Below are 17,751 nucleotides of genomic sequence, written 5' to 3' on the forward strand. Positions count from 1 at the left end.
CAAGGAGATAGCTTGAAAGTGAGCGTAAGGCTTAAACCTTACAAATGAAGAAGGATAATCTAATGTTGAAGTACATTATCCTGGTTATCATCTTATTACTCTGGTCTATGCCAGCTTACTAATTTGATAACTTACTAGGGAGTGACCGCTCCCTAGTTCTTCAAATTATGGAGAATAAAAATGAAATTGTCAACCAATCAATTAAAAGCACTAAGTGATGAAAGAAGATGTGTAAAAGTCAAAGGCTTTAAACTCCCGATTAGCTTTATCACTGAACTAGAACAGTTATCCGCTCAATACAACATTCCACAAAATCAACTCATTATGCAAGCGGTTGAATTATTCAAACAATCAAAAGGGGCGTAATGCCCCTTTCTGTTACTTTATATATGTAATTCAGAACGGTATATCATCAAAACTTTGAGAATCTTGCTGGTTAGTTTGTTGTGCCTCTTGTCGCTCCTCATCTGTCATTACCTCGCCATCTTGTGGCTTTGGTGCGTTGTTAGTTGGGACGGTTCTTTCGCCTTTTGTGCCTAACATCTGAAGACTGCTTGCGATAATTTCGGTGGTATAACGTTCTACGCCGTTGTTGTCCGTCCATTTTCGGGTTTGCAGTTTGCCTTCTATATAGACTTTATCCCCCTTGCGTAGCCAATCGCTCGCAATTTTCGCCAGTCTTCGCCATAGCACCACATTGTGCCATTCGGTTTTCTCTACCTTTTCGCCAGTACGTTGGTCTTGCCAGCTTTCGCTTGTGGCAATATAGATACGTGCAACTAATTTCTCAATATCTTGTTCATTGTTTAGTTTTGGGTCTGCACCAAGATTGCCGACTAAAATCACTTTGTTTACACCTGCCATAGCTCCCCCTTATGCTCGGTTGTTTTTCATTGCATTAAGCCATTCTTGAGCGTCTTCGGCTGTGGCATAATAACCGCCACGGGCTAAAATTGCCTCTTGCTCATTGTCTAGCATTTCGTTACTTCTCCACTTAGGATTGATAAATTATGCCAAATTCTATATAGAACATTCCTTCACGAGGTTCTTTAAGTGGTGCCGGTAATTCCAGCGTTATGCGTGGCTGTTTTGATTCTTCCCACATTCCGATAATATCCTCATCATAATCAAAGCCATAAAAATACTTCCCTTCAATACTCCAACTACACTCACAATCATACTTATTATTTTTAACCACAAATCCAAATAGTCTGCTATAAGATTCGTAACTACTCAACTGATCAGCTATGTCATATCTTACATAGGCTTTACTACCATCTCTTAATTTTACCGGTTCCCCAGCCAATGCTTTTTCTAAATCAAACTCTTTCATTTTTTATACCTCAATTTAAATAAATTTGCTGATTATCGACTATTTGCTCAATCAACCGCCCACGGTTATAGGTGAGATAAATCGTTTTTTGCGAATTTCCCCAAATTTTTAACCGCTTGCCGTTTAGTAAATCGTCTATTTGATGTTCAGTAACCCGTCCTCGTATTGTAATCAGTTCATTTCTTAGGCAATTTCGAGCCTCTTCACTAATCTGATTATTTTTTGACCCCGTACAGTTACTGACACAAGTCCAAGGGGGAGCAAGCTCCCCTAATAGAGTAATAGCCTCCTCGTTAAACCCTAACTTCTCGTAGTATTTACGTTTGGCTTCTGCTCGTTCCGTTTCGGTTGCATTTTCAAGTTTTCTTTGTAATTGTTGCTCCTCCCAATCTTTAGGCTTAAGGCAAATGCTCCACTCTTTCGGGCGAGTGTTAATTTGTACACCGTTAGCTGTGTTTATGATGCCATTCACTTTTAAGGACGGCTCTTGGTAAAGGGTATATAACGCCTCGCCGCTTTCGCTTTGGCGTTCGGTATAAGTAATGCGTGCAACTAAACCGGCACGTTTAACCAACGCACCGCCCAACGCTTGGGTAAAACCTTTCCAATCGCCGTCGTTGGCAAATTGGCGTAATAGCTCTAAGGTTTCATCGGCTTGCTCGATATTCCCCAAGCGGCGTAATTCACGCCATAAGGTAATCGGCGTATTGCCTAATTGTTGGAATTTACGAATCCCCCAAACCCGTGACCACGCGTCTGAACGTCTGGCATTTTCTTTCGCCGATAAATTGGCTTCGTCTGAAAATTCGCCGTCCATACCGTAGCCATCAGTATTTTTTGCTACATACTTAATTAAATAACCGGTTGCCGTACCCTTCTCTTTTTCAATACGTTTGAAGTTGCAGCGGTATTTTTTCGCACCGGCTTCTGTGCCGTCCTCTGCAAGGGCGTAACTCAAAATAACACGGCGTAATTTGTCTATATCTTCCGGACGGGTAAATAAGATTAAATGCCAGTGTGGGGTTGCATCGGCGTGAGGCTCTGCCACTCTAAAGCCATAACTCATTACGCCTTCACGATTTAATTTGGCACGAATTTTCGCCCAGATATTAACAAGATAAGCCTGTGTTTCCGCAGGGCTTGCCCCGTTCCATTTCGGGTTCACGTTATTGGTTTTTGAAAGCATTGCGTGATATTTTGATGGGGCGGTAAGGGTAATAAACCAGCCTTCATGCCCCTCTTCATCGGCGTGTTGCTCATACCCATTCATTCGGGTAAGCAATTCAAGGCGTTTGATTTTCGGATTAGAAGCCGATTTTAACCAAGTATCAAACAAAGATAGCTGCTCTTCAGGCTCGGCGATATTGACAATAATCATCGCACGCAAATAATCAATGGTTGCTTTTTGTTGCTCCTCAAATTCTTTCAAGCAAACATTTGAGCAGTAAGGCGAAAGGATATTCACCATACCGCAAGCAATGGCTAAATGCTCTTTCATTTGCTTGGCGATACGGTGTAATTTTCTGAACCACCACTTTTCACATACCATTTTTAAAAAGCCGGTGGTGAGTTCTTCTTGGGTCAATTTGCCTTTTTTAGCTTTCTTTTGGTAAGGGGCATCTATTTTTAAGGTATTCACCTCTTTCATCATTGCCCGATAGCACTCCAGCAACACACTATAAGCGGTGTCGCTATCTACCGCTTTATGTTTGTTTTGCTCTAGGTTATCTTCTTGCAGTTGGCGAAGACGATAAGCAATCACTAACGCAATGCTTTTAAGCTGCTCTTCAGTTTGGTAAGCAAGCGGGCGGATGCCGTGCTGTTTGAGGTATTTTGAACTGTTCTCTAAGCGGCAAAGGTGCATAGGAAACTCAATCCCTTTTGCTTGTGCATTTTTTTGAATTTTTTTGACCGCTTGTTGTGTGTCGATACCTGCACTGAAATAGCTTTCATCGCCCAACTCGGCAAGAAAATCTAAATCTTGATGGGATTGCTTGAGAAAATCGAATACATCGCAATACTGATTAATAACGGCTTCAACGCGTGGCATTTTGCGAGTCATTTCCGCTTTGAACCAATCAGCAGTTTCAACTTGGCTAAGTTTTTGTTTTGCTAGTTTTTCGTGGTATTTTCTGCCGAAATAATCGGCTAAGGCACGGGGCAAACGCTCAAAATAAGATTGGCGTAACGGTTCGTGAATAGGGTCTAGCGAGAATAATTCTTGCTGAACCATTGAAGTGTAAGGCTGTTTGAACGCCTGATATAAACGATCAGAATGAGACTCTAATACACAAGCAGAAGCACCGGCAACCGGTGGGAGTGAAACACCCATTGCTAACGCTTCAGCGGCAGATAGAATCTCATTTTGATAGTTCATTAATGAAAGTTCCGGTATAGGTTAAACAGAATGCTTGCTCAAGCAAGCGGAGGTTTTCTAGGTCTTTTGGACTAAGGGGCTGTTTGATATTGCCACCCCAGCCAAATTCATTTTTCAGTAGCCATAGCAACATTACATCGCTTTCAATATGGCTAACGATTATTTGCCGGTTGGCAAACAGTACATACCGCCGTTTTAATTCATATCGCTCAATCCGGTAAGTTTTACCGCTCGGGGCTTGCCAGTTTGGGTGAATATGGGTGTAGGCGGATTTAGTGATGTTGCTCATATTCCCTCTTTTTTTTCATCTGCTGCACAAGTTTATTGATTGCCTTTGATAATTCTGCGGTTTCAAATACCAATATTTCTTTGATTACCTCTCCAACCGAATTATGGATTCGCCTATATAAACAGTAGGTATTGCGTTGTTTGGTAATGCAGAACTTCTTATTGCCAATCATTTGCTAAGCACTCCTTCTGATAACGTGCCGAAAACACTTGATAACGGCGATAAGCATAGCGATTACCGGTTTTACACCACAGTTTGTGAAAGAACTCACACAATTCACGGTTACGGCTCATATTTTCCCCACTAATTTGCTATGTGCTTGTAGTTGCTGTAAGGCTTTATCTTTTGCATTCCGCTGCTGGCGTGCGATAAAATCTTTTCTTTGCCGCTCTGCCAGCTTAAAAATGCTTACCGCTCCGTTTTCTAAGGTAATTAAACCTTTCTCTTTGTAGTATTTCACCCGTTGTCGGGCTTTGGCTAACCCCTCACGGATTATGGGGTGAAGTAGCTCGTCATCTTTTGCCATAACTTACTCCTAGTAAGGCTGGGAAAATGCTATTTGCCAATATTTCGCTAAGTTAATCAGCGGTTTTTCTTTGCCCTTTTTCGGCATAATCGGGATTTTGCCTTGTTGTACTTGGTCTTTTACCCACTCTTCCGACATTCCCACCATTTCGGCAAACTTGGCATAGGTCACAACCGGCACCGTTGCCCCGATTTGAATCACTAGCGGTTGCTCCATTTCAGCCTCCATAATTCAATAATGAGGAGAGTAAGGAGGTTATAAACACTCCTGCCCCTATCCACACCATTATTTCCAGTATCACTTGTAAAAAATGCTTCATATTGACCTACTGAATTTTTGTATAATCTGATTTCCACTTAACTTAAAAAGGAAATCGTTATGTCTAAAAATGATAATGCACTTGAAATACTTGCTCGCCTTTCTGACAAGGCATTACAATCACGGTTAAAGCAGATTGAAAAAGAACTTAATGCTCTTCGGCTTGAGACGGAGTGCCAACATTGCCTTCTTCAAGTGCTAACTCACAGTCTGCCGAAATCTGATGAAGTACGTTCTGCTCTTGCTGGCAACGTTGGAAAAATGCACCGGCATCTAAGCGAGCACGACCCCGACCTTGCTGACGCATTTGGTAATGCCGCTGGTAAATTTCTTGCGTTAAATTAAACTGTGCTTCTAATTGGTTAATAGCTTGCTCAACCTCCTCAATGCCTTTTTCTTTCACCGCATTGAGGATTTCACGGTAAAGTTTGATTTGTTCTTTCATTTCTCCAACTCCTCACAAATTCCCCTTAACATTTAATCCATTTTCCAGCCTCTTGCCTCGACTGCCTCTTTAATCAAGCGTGTGGCAATGTAAGCAAACGAACGGTCTTCGGCTTCTGCCATTGCTTTTACTTTGTCGGCAAGCTCACCTTTTAGGCGTACTGCGATTTGAATTTCGGTTGGTTTTTCTGCTTGGTTTTCCATTTTGTTTTTCCCTCTTTTGTGGTATTGTTTAACTTGCTTCACTTGCTTTTATTTGCTTCGTGTTGCTTCTGTATGGTTGTGATTTTAGTTGTATTTAAATGAACTGTAAATCATTATTTTACATTTTATATTTTATTTGGTGATTTTATGAACAACCTTGACATCATTGACAGAATGAAAACTCTTGCAAACGTAAGAGAAGATCAGGAATTAGCTAAAATCTTCGGAATTGGCAAAACTGCTGTGGCGAATTGGAAAAGGGGAACAGCTATTTCTCTAGCGTATGTGGCTGACTTTGCAGAAAAATATAACTGCGACTTGAACTGGCTCATAACAGGCGAAAGCAAAGAGAAAAAACTCGATACATCAGAACGTATGCTTTTAACCGCCTTTGCTGATTTGGACGATTCGCAGAAAATGCAAGCGGTGTTATTTTTGGGGAATCTTGCAAGTGGTAACCCAACCGCCCCAAACGGGGGTGTGGCAATGTAAGCAAACGAACGGTCTTCGGCTTCTGCCATTGCTTTTACTTTGTCGGCAAGCTCACCTTTTAGGCGTACTGCGATTTGAATTTCGGTTGGTTTTCCCGCTTGGTTTTCCATTTTGTTTTTCCTCGTTTTGTGATATTGTGCTAAGTGCTTCACGTTGCTTTTGATTGCTTCGTTTTGCTTCTTTATATTGAGCATAATAATCTTCATTTTTAAGAATGTAAACTTAATTTTTAATCCTAGAGGTTTGTATGTCTATTTTTTCGACAATAGAGGTTTTGCAACGCTTGCGAAAAGTTGCAGATGTAACAACAAATAAAGAACTTTCTGTCGTGTTAGGGATTAATGAAAAAACGCTGTCAGGCTGGAGCAATAGGAACAGTATGCCTATAGAAACCATCTTAGAGGCTGCTAAAAAATACAAATGCGATCTAAATTGGTTGCTACTTGGAGAAAGTAAAGAACAGAAATTGGACACGTCCGAACGTATGCTTTTAACCGCCTTTGCGGATTTGGACGATTCGCAGAAAATGCAAGCGGTGTTATTTTTGGGGAATCTTGCAAGTGGTAACCCGACCGCCCAAAACGGGGGTGTGAGTCAATCAGTCTCTCATAGCAAGGTTGAAAATATTGCCGGTGGCAATGTTCAACAAGGGGCAAGAATCTATTTTGAGGATGATGAGTAATGCCTGAAACATTTATCATTGATAGCCAAGAGGCTTTTGAGCAGTATGTACATCAAATTTTAGTAGATTGTGATTTAGAAAAGCCTCATTTTACCTTTCCTCCTGCTGAATTTAAAAACTGGCCTATTATCCATTTTAATGTGAAAGGCGGTGAAAAATATCAATCAACTGTTACAACTTATCTTATTGATGGATTAAAAGAATTTACCGATGAGATATTTCGTGCCATTTGTGTTGTAAAATATGGCAAGCCCGATTTGCGTTATCTAAAAGAAAGAGATAGATCGCAATTCGATGTAGTAATCAAAATTGCAGAAGGTTCGTCTGATGGCGAAGGTACTGCAGAAAATATTGCGAATAGCTTTTTTACACAGATGAATAGTACATTAAGTAGTATGAATGGTTGGAAACAACTTGCGGCATTTGTTACCTATATCGGCGTATTAGGTGGCACCGTGAGCTTTCTTGGGCACCAATACTTTCAGACTCAAAATGAAGAAACAAAAGCCCAAGTTGCTATTGCAGAAAAACTGTCTGCTGCACAAGTAGAAATTGCCAATACACTTTCTAATAACACAAAAGAAATGATGGCTAATCAAGCAGAAGCATTTGTCGAAATGAACCGTCAGCAAAATGAAACGCTGCAGACTTTACTTTCTGCTCACGATGGTCGCACCGTATTTAGTGATGAGTTGGAAAAACGAGGAGAATTGGCTTCTGAAAACTTTATGCGACAAATCGCTAAAGACCCAAGCGTAACAGAAGCCAAGGTGCAGCATACCAGTGCGAAAGGTGAAGCACTTGAACAATATAAGCAGCGTGCCACAACTGAAAAATCAGTCGATAATAAAGCGGATGATTTCTATATTAAAGGGGTTGAGCGTGTAGGTACATTAGGAGATACCTTAAGTATTACTGCTGAACGCACCGATGGTATTCTTTTTAATTTAAAAGTGAAGGTCGATAAACTGCAGACTTATGAGAAAAATATTCTGACAAATGAATTAGTTATTGCAGAAAACCAAAGACAAACTATTCGTTTATCCTATAAAGAGACCCTGCGAGGCGGCAAAAAATCAGGAGCAGGTGAATTAATTTCTGTAGCTTATAAAGAGATAAGATAACCTTAAAATGTCAGAGATTAAACAAAATGTTGAAAATAGCCATATAGCAAATATGGCTGGGCGAGATATTCATATTACGCATATTCATCAAAACACGGTTAGTGTACCTCGTAATAAAATGATTGCCGAAATTTTGCAATGCCGTCAGCGTTCTTCTCATTTTGAATATTTAATTAATACGCACGCCGCAAAATGTTATAGCACACGTTATTTTAAAGAAATGCCCGATACAGAATTGCAAGAGATGTATGAATTTGTTTGTCATCTGAAAAGCATTTTTGCAGACTCTCAACGCCCTCGTTTTGTGAGCTGGGTGTTTTCCTTATTTAAATTTAAAAGGAAGAGGTAGAGTGGAATTTATGCAAAGGAATATCAGGGGTAATGAATGTTAACTTGGGATAATATAAAACAATTTTTAAGTAATCCAACGCTTATTAAAGAGAAAACATATTTAGAATGTAAAGCAGCAGCAAATAGTTTGCCTAAAGATTTTTGGAAGTCATTTAGTGCTTTTTCTAATACTCAAGGCGGCTTTATTTTACTCGTTGAATGAGGGATGGATTAATCATTCTATTTTATCGGAGAAATTAGAGAAAGATCATCATAGTAGAGATATTACGCTTGCTTTACCTGTTTTAGAGAAAAAAGGCTTGTTGCTAAGTAAGGGGGAGAAAAAGGAAAAATTTTATATTTTACCTTGGGTCAAAGATGTTGATTTGCAAGCGATATATGGTAAACGCCAAGATATAATGCTTGGTAGCCAGCTACATTTCGATATGGAAGATTTACTCGAAAATGATAACTTACAAGCTAACTTACAAGCTAATAAAATTACAGTCTATAGATTTGATTTAGATGAGTATGGACGAACAATTAAAGATGGAAGAAAAATTATTACTGATCTACAAAATTTGCAACCTGAGTTTTTATCTTCTCTAAAAGCACTTATTCCAAGAGAGTTTTATGATAAGAAAAAGAAAAATAAGTATAAAGTAAGGGAATTTGTTTTTGCGTTATGCAATCAGCAATTTGTGACAAAAAAATACTTGCAGAGCTTTTAGGGATGACTGAATCAAGTTTGAGATTACATTTAAAAGAGTTTGTAGAACAGGGAATGTTAGAGTTAGCCTTTCCACAGCAACCGACTCATAAAGATCAATCATATCGTTTAATTTCTAAAGAAAATAACTAATTATGGCAGTTCGTAAAGATGAAAGCCGTGGTAAGTGGCTTGCTGAAGCATATATTAACGGAAAGCGTATTCGCAAATGGTTTTCAGCTAAAGCAGAGGCTACTCGCTTTTATAATCAGCTTAAGATAGAGAATAGCCCTCTTGCTCAATCTGTAGTGGTGAGACGTGAACAACCTCAAAGGCTCTCTGAACTTTGTCAATTATGGTACGAATTACACGGCAAATCACTTTCCGGCGGTGCGGCAAGATACGATAAATTAAAATGGATGTGTAAAGTGTTTGGCGACCCTTACGCCCGGGATTTTACCGCCTCCGATTTTGCAGAATATCGGGCAAAACGGTTAAGCGGCGAAATCGTGAATGATTTAAGCGGTATTGTGCCGAAAGAGACTTATATAAACCGTGAGCAAGCTATTTTAAGGTCTGTTTTTGCTGAACTTGAGCGTTTGGGGAAATGGAGTGGGGGTAATCCTTTAGCTAAAATTCGTGCCTTTAAAGTTAAAGAACAAAATTTGGCTTTTTTGCGGTCTGATGAAATCGACCGTTTGTTAGATGTTTGTGATAAATCAAGAAATAAGTATTTGGGAATTATTGTGCGAATTTGCTTGGCAACCGGTGCAAGATGGGGCGAAGCTCAAGATTTAACATCATCTCAATTAATACCGTATAAAATTACCTATGCTGGCACGAAAAACGGTAAGAATAGAACTATTCCTATATCTCCAGAGTTGTATGATTTAATCCCCAAAACCAGCGGTAAAGTTTTTGCTGGTACTTATTATAAGGCTTGCCATCGTGCTTTTAAATTAGCACTTAAAAAAGCAGATATTACCCTGCCTATGGGACAAGCTACCCACGTTTTACGCCATACTTTCGCCAGCCATTTTATGATGAACGGCGGTAATATTTTAGTATTGCGTGATATTTTGGGGCATTCCGACATAAAAATGACTATGCGTTATGCTCATTTTGCTCCTGCACACTTAGAACAAGCCATCACGTTAAATCCTCTCGTAAATCGCTAATTTGTGGCGATAAAGTGGCGATTTATTTACTTCATTTCCCCTTATTTTACCCTGTTTCCCAATTTAAAAGCATTGGTATTACTGTAACCTTATGATTTTAAAGGGATTGTTAAGGTTTGGAAGAAATTATGACGAAAGCCTACTACGGCAAGGAAAAATAATCTTTCATTATGATAAAAATGACCGCTTTACAAGCGGTCATTTTTTTGAATTTTTTGCAAAAATAACAAACAAAAAGTGCAAAAATAATTAAAAATCTAACCGCTTGTAAACTATCGCCAGCCACCGCCAAGTGCTTTATACAAACTAATTAAATTTAACGCTTGAGAAAGCTGAGATTGAACCAGTTGCTGTTGATAATTCAGCACCGATGTTCTTGCTCTAATCGCCACATCTAAGGTTTTTTCGCCATATTTAAACAGACTTTGAGCATCGTTTGCCTGCTTTTGAGCCTGTTTTACCGCATTTTGCAATAACTGGCTTTGCTTACTTAAACTAGCTTGATGTTGATAAGCAGAATCTACCTCGCCAAGTGCTTTTAAGAGGCTATTGTCGTACTCAATCATCGCAGCCTGTAGGCGAGCATCTGAAGCATCAATATTGGCTTGAATTCTGCCATTAGTAAAAATTGGCAGCTTCACGCCAACACTGACTAAGTTCGCTAGAGCCGAAATCGGCGAGAGGTCATTATTGATTTTAATGTAGCCACCTTGCCCTAAGAACTGGATATCAAAACGTGGATAGAGATCTGCTTTCACACTGGCTAACTTAGCCGCCATAGTCTCTACCTGACGGGCGTTTGCTCTGATATCAGGGCGGCGTTCAATCACTGTGCTTGGCATTTGTCCGCTTGGACTATCTGGAATTTTCGCTAACGGATTACCACTTTTCATAATGCGAAAACCTTGCGGCACAGAACCAATCAATACCGCAATATTGCGGGTAAGAGCATCAGCCTGTGATTGTAACGTTGATTGTTGAGCCTGCAATGCCGTGATTTGAACTTTAATTTCACTGATTTCATAGGCAGTTGCCTGCCCTGCATTAAAGCGCCCTTGAATGTAGCGTTGTAACTCATTTAAAATGGCAACATTTTTACGCAGAATTTCTTGCTGCTGATCAATGGCATAAATTCGCAAATAATTTTCTGCAATGCCGCTGGAAACTAAAAGCTGAGCACCATAAACCTGTTCTTGGCGAGCTAATGCCCCTGCTCTTACGGCATCAGCATCGCTACGTTTTTTGCCAAAAAAATCAGGCTCCCAAGAAGCGGAAATACCGCCTTGTACCGCTGCTACATCAGAGCGTTTTGGATCAAACAGCCCCGTATCCATATCCATCATACCAGCTCCCACAGAGCCACTTGCTCCAATGTTAATGCCTTTATCGGCTTCGGTATATTGGTTATTGGCTTGGGCTTCTGCTAAGCGAGCTTGGGCAAGTTTTATATCAAGGCTGTTCGCTAATCCTTGTTCAATCAAGGTGGTTAATTGCGGATCGTTCCAGTTTTTCCACCATTGTTGGATTTCACTTGCTCCTTTGTCGGCTTGGGTTTTATCAAACTCAAGTGGTACTTCAACGGACGATTGGGTATCGACGGTAATACTATTACAAGCGGTCAGAAAAGCGGTAAAAATTGCAATTGTTGATAATTTATAAAGGTTCATTATTTATCCTTGTTTAGAGAGCATAGATTTAAACTGCATTAAGGCGATGCCTAGAAAAACCGCCCCAATTAATGTCATTTTCACTAAGTGCAACCACACCAAATCCAGGCCTGCGTTGCGGAATAATACATCTTGAGCGTAGCTCCCTAGAATTGTGGTAGGCGAAAATTGGGTTAATTGCTGTGCCAGTTGTGGCATATTTTCAAGTGGGGAATTTGCCCCTGAAAGCATATACATCACTAAGTAAATGGGAATGCAGAGCAAGCCAAATTGTGGCATTGTGGGGGCAAATACCGCCAATAAAATGCCGAGTGAAGCAATCGAAAACAGAAAAATGGCTACGCCTAAAATGAAAATCGCAATTTGCTGATTACTTATTGGTGCACCAAGAAAACCCGACACAATAAATTTTAGTGAGAATAAAGTAACAATTAACAGTATTAGGCTATTAGCAAGAATTTTGGATACCGCAATTTCACTTGAGCGAACAGGCATTACTAATAAATGTTCTATTGTGCCACGTTCTCTTTCTCGAATAACTGCTGAGCCTGAGAGCAACAAGGTTAATAAGGTAAGATTACCCACAATCTGCCCTGCTCCCATAAACCACGCACTATCATAATTGGGGTTATATAGCACGTTGATTGCGGTATTGAACGGAATAGGTAACTCTGTAGAGCCAACAAAACGCTGAATTTCTTGGTTAAAAATTTGGCTGATGTAATGAGCCCCTATATTTGCTTGCGTCATTGCTGTTGCATCAACTAACAACTGCACTTTTGGCTCTTTGCCAGCTAAGGTATCTCGTTGATAATTAGGCGGAATTTCAACAATAAAGGTATATTGCCCTACGTCCATTGCTCGATCGACCGCTTGACGCTCAATATCTTCCACCGTTTTAAAATAAGGGGGAATTAACGCATCTTTCAAACGGTAAGATAATGCTGAATGATCGTAGTTAATAATCCCCACCGAGCCATTTTTAACATCGGTCATTCCTTGTTTCGCAATAGTGATAATGGCAAAGGAAAACATATAGATAATTAGCAGAACCAACACCTTATCACTAAATAAACTTTTCAACTCTTTCAATGCGAGGAAACCAACATTTTTAAACCAACGGTTCATTTATTTCTCCTGTTTTTTCAACGCAAAAGTTGCTAATGCAAGGTAAACGGCGTAAATCGCCGCCAATGCCAAATAAGGTTGGAGGAAATCGGCAAAGCCAAGCCCTTTAGTAAAACCACCTAAGCTGATTTGCTGAAACCAAGCTCCCGGGAAGATCTTTGAAACCAGCTGCACATTTTCATCTAAGCGAGAAACAGGATACATCATTCCCGAAAAGTTAATAGTCGGCACAATAGAAATAATCGCGGCGGCAAAAATTGCCGCTACTTGCGATTTTACAAAACTAGAAACCAATAAACCAAAGCCTGTTGAAGCACAAATTGCCAATAACACACCTAAGAACATTGCGGTTATCGAGCCTTTAATCGGCACGCCAAACACAAAAATAGCCGCCAGCACCATAATCAAATAGCTGATAAATGAAAGAGCGATATAAGGAAGCTGTTTGCCCAACAAGAACTGAAATTGCGAAGCAGGTGAGCCGTAGAGGTTCATAATCGTTCCCATCTCTTTTTCTCTTACTACGCTAAGTGCGGTCATCATCGGTGGCACAAGCATCATTGCAAGCATAATAATGCCCGGTGTCATCGCAAACACGCTTTTAAAATCTTGGTTATAGATCATTCGAGGCTCTGTTACAGAAGGTATATTCGCACTAATGCCATTTTCTCTTAACATTTGCTGCATATATTGCCCAATAACACCCTGTGCAGAGCCTTGCAAATTCTCTGCAGTACTTGGAAATGCTCCATCAATAAATATTCCTACCTCAGGCATTCGTTGAGCTAATAGATCTCGCCCAAAATCAGAGGGAATTTCTAACACTAATTTTGCTTTACCCGTTTGTAGGCTAAGGTTTATATCATCTATCGAATAAATATTATCTTGGCGAATAAAATAAGGCGAGCCAGCAAAGGCTTCAATCAATTTACGGCTTTCCGAGCTGTTATCGTTATCAAGCACGGTAAAATTTAGGGGTCTAATATCAAAAGAAATGCTCGACCCCATCGCCAACAGCATTATCAGAGGCCCAAGCAATGCAAATAATAAGCGTATATTGTCTCTTAATAGTTCTTTTCCTTCACGCACGGCAAAAGTCCAGATAACATTTAACCCATTTGCAAAAAATTGCGGATTTTTGACCGCTTGTAACGAGCTATTTTCTTGCTCTTCATTATCAACCGTTTCTTTCGAGGCGGCTACTTCATCATTTTGTTCTTCTAAATAGATAATGAAGGCTTCTTCGAGTGTTCTCGCCTTTTTGCCTAATCTTAATTCTTCAGGCGTCCCCACTCCCAGCACTTTTCCTCTGTGCATAAAAGAAATACGATCGCAACGAGCCGCTTCATTCATAAAGTGGGTAGTAACGAAAATGGTAATGCGATCTTCTCTGGAAAGTTTGATTAAATATTCCCAAAACATATCCCGAGCTGCAGGATCAACCCCAGAAGTCGGCTCATCTAAGATCAACACTTCAGGTTTATGCAAACAGGCTGCTGCAAGTTGTAAGCGTTGGCGAATACCAAGCGGCAAGGATAACGGTTTTTCGTTTGCTAAATCAGCAAGATCGAATTGGTGCATTACATTATTAACGTAATGCGACCATTCGCTACGGGGAATTTGATACAATTTGGCGTGCAATTCAAGGTTTTCACGCACAGTTAGCTCTTCATAAAGTGAAAATGCCTGCGACATATATCCCACCCGTTTTCGGGTGTCGATATTGCTCGCATCAATCGGCTGACCAAGCAGTAATGCTGAGCCTTCAGTTGGCTCAAGCAAGCCAGTTAGCATTTTCATTGTGGTGGATTTTCCGCAGCCATTAGAGCCTAAAAAGCCAAAAATTTCGCCTTTAGGAATCACGAAACTCACATTATCTACCGAAACAAAATCGCCGAATTTTTTGGTTAATCCTTCTGCCACAATAACAGGTGGATCATCTTTTAATGGCTCAAAAGGCGGGATAATCAAGCCATCTACTGCCCCTCGTTTTTCAGGTGGTAATAATTTGATATAGGCTTGTTCTAAATTTTGACTGTTTGTTTCAGTAATAACCGCTTGGGTGGGCTTATCAACAATTAACTTGCCATCGTCCATTGCCATTACATATTCAAAACCTTCTGCTTCGTCAATATAGGCAGTGGCGATGATAACCGTCATATCTGGTGTTTCAGCACGCAATTCTTCAACTAATTCCCAAAATTGACGGCGTGAAAGTGGATCAACCCCTGTTGTTGGCTCGTCTAAAATCAGTAATTCGGGGCTATGCACCAACGCACAGCAAAGACTGAGCTTTTGCTTCATTCCGCCTGAGAGTTTACCTGCGGCTCTATCGGCAAAGGGCAAAAGCCCCGTTGCTTTTAACAGGCGATGAATGCGTGCTTTTCGCTGGCTTGGCGATAACCCGAACATTCGAGCGTGAAAATCAATATTTTCATAAATGGAAAGTGTAAGGTAGAGGTTTTTCCCTAACCCTTGCGGCATAAAAGCTACTTTATGGGTTAAGATCTCTCGGTCTTTTGCTTTCGATACATCTAAACCAAACACCGAAATTTCTCCCTGCTGGAGAATTTTAACCCCAGCAATCAGCGACAGTAGCGTAGATTTACCCACACCATCAGGACCAATCAGCCCAACTGTTCTGCCTTTCGGAATTTCAAGCGAAACATTATCAACCGCCACCGTGTTTTTATAAGTATGGCGAAGATTGCTAATTTTAACCGCAAGTTCAGTCATCATTTATCGGCTCTCTGGCAATTTTGCAGATAATGTTTCAGGCCAATCGACGCTGTGGTCATATTTCACATAGCCCATTGCGGTCATTCCACCCTTGAAAAAGCCAGCATATTGTTGGGCGATGTCTTCTGGAATTTGGAGCTTCACTTTAAACATTAATTTTGTGCGTTCTTCCAATGTTTCCACCGATTTTGGCGTAAATTGGGCTTCACTCGCTACATAGCCGATATGTGCTGGGAAAACATAGTCTGTACCATCAATTTTAATGCGAGCTTCTTCGCCTATTTTGACATTATTTGATTGATGGGCAGGTAAAAATACATTTAAGTAAACATCTTTGGTATCCAGTAAACTGATAACTTTTGCCCCCATACCAACCACATTACCCACATCAACAATGCGGTACTCTACCCTACCTGCAATTGGCGATTTAATCAGCATATCATCATTTTGTGAAGTGGCTTGATTGGCTGCTGCCTCTGCTTGACTAACATTTGCCTCTGCTTGAGAAATAACCGCTTGTGCTTGATTAACTGCCGCTTGAGCTTCCGCTCTCGCTGCTTTTGCGGTTTCTACTGCGGCTAAGGCAGCTTTATGAGCGGCTTGGCGACGCTCTAATTCACTTGCAGAAACTAAATTATCACGGCGTAATTTTCGTGCATTATCTACTTCTAATTTAGCAACAGAAGCTTGCTGTTGCTGGGCTGCCATTTCTGCCGAAGCACGTGCAACCGCTTCTTCTGCCCGTAATTTTTGAGCTTTTGCACTTTCTACTTGGGCTTTCGCTGCGGAAATTTGAGCTTCAGCAGAAGTTACCTGACTTTGCGATTGGGTTGAAGAAAAACGTACAAGCGGTTGATTTTTCTCAACATTTTGCCCTTCTTTAACTAAAATTTCTTCTACTTTCCCTGCATAAAGGGTTGCCACATCTAAGCGTTCTAATTCTAAACGCCCGTTCACAGCCACAACACTAGACAATTCCGTACGCTCATTCTGTATTTGATGCCACAAATAAGCCCCACCTGCAGCAAACACAATCAAAGTGGTAATGAGTAATTTCTTCATCTTTTATCCTTAAAATCTATCAACTGGTCTAAACTGTCATAAATGGCATTCTATAACCCAATCATTCTGATGACAACATAAACAATCTCTAAACGTCAGTCATTTCTTACTTTATCTAAAAATCAATAAGGCATAATTTTTACAAAAAGTTATAAGTTATACGATTTAATTATAGCTATAATTCAAAAAGCCAGTAAACTGCTCGTATTTATTTTTGTTCTTACCTTTCAATTAGGAAAACTTATGTCAATCACGATATTAGACGGCGGAATGAGCCGTGAATTAATGCGTCGTAATGCTCCGTTCCACCAGCCCGAATGGTCTGCTGCTGCGTTGTATGAAGGCCCACATTTTGTACAAGCTGTACACGAAGATTTTATTGCTCACGGAGCGGAAGTAATTACCACTGATAGCTACGCCGTTGTACCTTTTCACATTGGCGAGAAACGTTTTGCCGCTGATGGTAAAACTTTGGCTGATTTAGCAGGTCGCCTTGCTAAGCAAGCGGTCAAAAATTCGGGAAATTTTGCAACTCAAATTGCAGGTTCTCTCCCGCCAATGTTTGGTTCTTACCGAGCGGATCTGATTCAAATGGAACGTTTTGCAGAAATTGCTCAACCGTTAATTGATGGGCTTTCGCCTTATGTCGATATTTGGTTATGCGAAACCCAAAGTGCGATTATTGAGCCTGTTTCAATCAAAGCCTTATTGCCGAAAGATAATCGACCATTATGGGTTTCGTTCACCCTCATTGATGATGAGCCAACCACAGAGCCTAAATTACGCTCAGGCGAAACAGTAAAACAAGCCGTTGAAGAAATGGTTGAACTAGGCGTACAAGCGATTTTATTTAACTGCTGCCAACCTGAAGTAATTGGTGAAGCCTTAGATGTTACACAAAAAATCTTAGCTGAACGCAATGCAACGCATATCCGCACAGGGGCTTATGCTAATGCCTTTGCTCCACAGCCTAAAGATGCAACCGCAAACGATGGCTTAGACGAAGTTCGCAAAGATTTAGATCCAAACGCCTATTTAGCGTGGGCAAAAAAATGGACTGAACAAGGTGCAACAATTATCGGTGGCTGCTGCGGCATCGGCGTAGAATATATCGAAATGCTGGCAAAAAATTTAAAGTAAGGAATAGCA

The 17,751-nt window shown here is 40.5% G+C and carries 23 protein-coding genes; 10 read left to right on the plus strand and 13 right to left on the minus strand.

The window, feature by feature from the left end; genetic code table 11:
* Nucleotides 1–180: 180 nt before the first annotated feature.
* On the plus strand, nt 181–366 hold the full coding sequence (locus tag ACERCG_RS05735; RefSeq protein ID WP_373611094.1) for a ribbon-helix-helix protein, CopG family: 186 nt from the start codon (nt 181–183) through the stop codon (nt 364–366).
* A 30-nt stretch (nt 367–396) separates the two neighbouring features.
* Here ACERCG_RS05735 and ssb read toward each other — a convergent pair whose 3' ends face one another.
* The 9 genes from ssb to ACERCG_RS05780 all read right to left on the minus strand — a co-directional run bounded on the left by ssb (nt 397) and on the right by ACERCG_RS05780 (nt 5,491).
* Entirely contained in the window at nt 397–864 is a 468-nt protein-coding gene (gene ssb / locus ACERCG_RS05740) for a single-stranded DNA-binding protein (protein WP_373611095.1), read from the minus strand.
* A gap of 130 nt (nt 865–994) precedes the next feature.
* Nucleotides 995–1,333 (minus strand): hypothetical protein, encoded by a 339-nt coding sequence (locus tag ACERCG_RS05745; protein WP_373611096.1) that lies wholly within the window; start codon nt 1,331–1,333, stop codon nt 995–997.
* A 10-nt stretch (nt 1,334–1,343) separates the two neighbouring features.
* Nucleotides 1,344–3,710 carry a replication endonuclease gene (locus tag ACERCG_RS05750; protein WP_373611097.1) on the minus strand — a complete coding sequence of 789 codons (2,367 nt, stop codon included), beginning with the start codon at nt 3,708–3,710 and terminating at the stop codon, nt 1,344–1,346.
* Nucleotides 3,694–3,999, minus strand: coding sequence for a hypothetical protein (locus tag ACERCG_RS05755; RefSeq protein WP_373611098.1), 306 nt, complete (start codon nt 3,997–3,999; stop codon nt 3,694–3,696). Before ACERCG_RS05755 ends, ACERCG_RS05750 begins: the two co-directional genes overlap by 17 nt.
* Nucleotides 4,000–4,157: 158 nt before the next feature.
* Nucleotides 4,158–4,292 (minus strand): hypothetical protein, encoded by a 135-nt coding sequence (locus ACERCG_RS05760; RefSeq protein WP_257792905.1) that lies wholly within the window; start codon nt 4,290–4,292, stop codon nt 4,158–4,160.
* Entirely contained in the window at nt 4,289–4,525 is a 237-nt protein-coding gene (locus ACERCG_RS05765; RefSeq protein WP_373611099.1) for a hypothetical protein, read from the minus strand. The genes ACERCG_RS05760 and ACERCG_RS05765 overlap by 4 nt, the downstream gene beginning before the upstream one ends.
* A gap of 9 nt (nt 4,526–4,534) precedes the next feature.
* Nucleotides 4,535–4,741: a hypothetical protein gene (locus ACERCG_RS05770; RefSeq protein ID WP_373611100.1), complete on the minus strand. Its 207-nt coding sequence runs from the start codon at nt 4,739–4,741 to the stop codon at nt 4,535–4,537.
* Nucleotides 4,742–4,991: 250 nt separating this feature from the next.
* Nucleotides 4,992–5,288, minus strand: coding sequence for a hypothetical protein (locus tag ACERCG_RS05775; protein WP_373611101.1), 297 nt, complete (start codon nt 5,286–5,288; stop codon nt 4,992–4,994).
* 32 nt (nt 5,289–5,320) lie between these two features.
* Nucleotides 5,321–5,491 carry a hypothetical protein gene (locus ACERCG_RS05780; RefSeq protein WP_373611102.1) on the minus strand — a complete coding sequence of 57 codons (171 nt, stop codon included), beginning with the start codon at nt 5,489–5,491 and terminating at the stop codon, nt 5,321–5,323.
* 147 nt (nt 5,492–5,638) lie between these two features.
* Here ACERCG_RS05780 and ACERCG_RS05785 point away from each other — a divergent pair, with 147 nt between their 5' ends.
* The 8 genes from ACERCG_RS05785 (at nt 5,639) to ACERCG_RS05820 (ending at nt 10,006) form a co-directional block, all read left to right on the plus strand.
* Entirely contained in the window at nt 5,639–5,983 is a 345-nt protein-coding gene (locus ACERCG_RS05785; RefSeq protein WP_373611103.1) for a helix-turn-helix domain-containing protein, read from the plus strand.
* 247 nt (nt 5,984–6,230) lie between these two features.
* A complete protein-coding gene (locus ACERCG_RS05790; RefSeq protein ID WP_373611104.1) occupies nt 6,231–6,665 on the plus strand; it encodes a helix-turn-helix domain-containing protein in 435 nt (144 codons plus the stop codon).
* The gene (locus ACERCG_RS05795; RefSeq protein ID WP_373611105.1) at nt 6,665–7,789 is read left to right on the plus strand and encodes a hypothetical protein; all 1,125 of its coding nucleotides are present in this window, start codon (nt 6,665–6,667) and stop codon (nt 7,787–7,789) included. The genes ACERCG_RS05790 and ACERCG_RS05795 overlap by 1 nt, the downstream gene beginning before the upstream one ends.
* A 7-nt stretch (nt 7,790–7,796) precedes the next feature.
* A complete protein-coding gene (locus tag ACERCG_RS05800) occupies nt 7,797–8,138 on the plus strand; it encodes a hypothetical protein (protein WP_373611106.1) in 342 nt (113 codons plus the stop codon).
* A 36-nt stretch (nt 8,139–8,174) separates the two neighbouring features.
* Complete coding sequence (locus ACERCG_RS05805; protein WP_373611107.1) at nt 8,175–8,342, plus strand: helix-turn-helix domain-containing protein; 168 nt, start codon at nt 8,175–8,177, stop codon at nt 8,340–8,342.
* A complete protein-coding gene (locus tag ACERCG_RS05810) occupies nt 8,335–8,850 on the plus strand; it encodes a hypothetical protein (RefSeq protein ID WP_373611108.1) in 516 nt (171 codons plus the stop codon). The genes ACERCG_RS05805 and ACERCG_RS05810 overlap by 8 nt, the downstream gene beginning before the upstream one ends.
* 2 nt (nt 8,851–8,852) lie before the next feature.
* Nucleotides 8,853–8,981 carry a hypothetical protein gene (locus ACERCG_RS05815; RefSeq protein ID WP_373611109.1) on the plus strand — a complete coding sequence of 43 codons (129 nt, stop codon included), beginning with the start codon at nt 8,853–8,855 and terminating at the stop codon, nt 8,979–8,981.
* Nucleotides 8,982–8,983: 2 nt separating this feature from the next.
* Nucleotides 8,984–10,006, plus strand: coding sequence for a tyrosine-type recombinase/integrase (locus ACERCG_RS05820; protein ID WP_373611110.1), 1,023 nt, complete (start codon nt 8,984–8,986; stop codon nt 10,004–10,006).
* Between the two features lie 272 nt (nt 10,007–10,278).
* On the opposite strand, the gene ACERCG_RS05825 is transcribed toward ACERCG_RS05820, so the two are convergent.
* From ACERCG_RS05825 to ACERCG_RS05840, 4 genes are read right to left on the minus strand one after another with little or no spacing between them, the layout of a single operon-like run.
* The gene (locus tag ACERCG_RS05825; protein ID WP_373611111.1) at nt 10,279–11,673 is read right to left on the minus strand and encodes an efflux transporter outer membrane subunit; all 1,395 of its coding nucleotides are present in this window, start codon (nt 11,671–11,673) and stop codon (nt 10,279–10,281) included.
* Between the two features lie 3 nt (nt 11,674–11,676).
* Complete coding sequence (locus tag ACERCG_RS05830) at nt 11,677–12,801, minus strand: ABC transporter permease (protein WP_373611112.1); 1,125 nt, start codon at nt 12,799–12,801, stop codon at nt 11,677–11,679.
* The gene (rbbA, locus tag ACERCG_RS05835; RefSeq protein WP_373611137.1) at nt 12,802–15,537 is read right to left on the minus strand and encodes a ribosome-associated ATPase/putative transporter RbbA; all 2,736 of its coding nucleotides are present in this window, start codon (nt 15,535–15,537) and stop codon (nt 12,802–12,804) included.
* Between the two features lie 3 nt (nt 15,538–15,540).
* A complete protein-coding gene (locus tag ACERCG_RS05840) occupies nt 15,541–16,602 on the minus strand; it encodes an HlyD family secretion protein (protein ID WP_373611113.1) in 1,062 nt (353 codons plus the stop codon).
* Nucleotides 16,603–16,845: 243 nt separating this feature from the next.
* On the opposite strand from ACERCG_RS05840, the gene ACERCG_RS05845 reads away from it, so the two are divergent.
* The gene (locus ACERCG_RS05845; RefSeq protein WP_373611114.1) at nt 16,846–17,742 is read left to right on the plus strand and encodes a homocysteine S-methyltransferase family protein; all 897 of its coding nucleotides are present in this window, start codon (nt 16,846–16,848) and stop codon (nt 17,740–17,742) included.
* The last annotated feature ends 9 nt before the right edge of the window (nt 17,743–17,751 follow it).

Source organism: Mannheimia sp. E30BD (genome assembly GCF_041807785.1).
GTDB lineage: Bacteria > Pseudomonadota > Gammaproteobacteria > Enterobacterales > Pasteurellaceae > Mannheimia.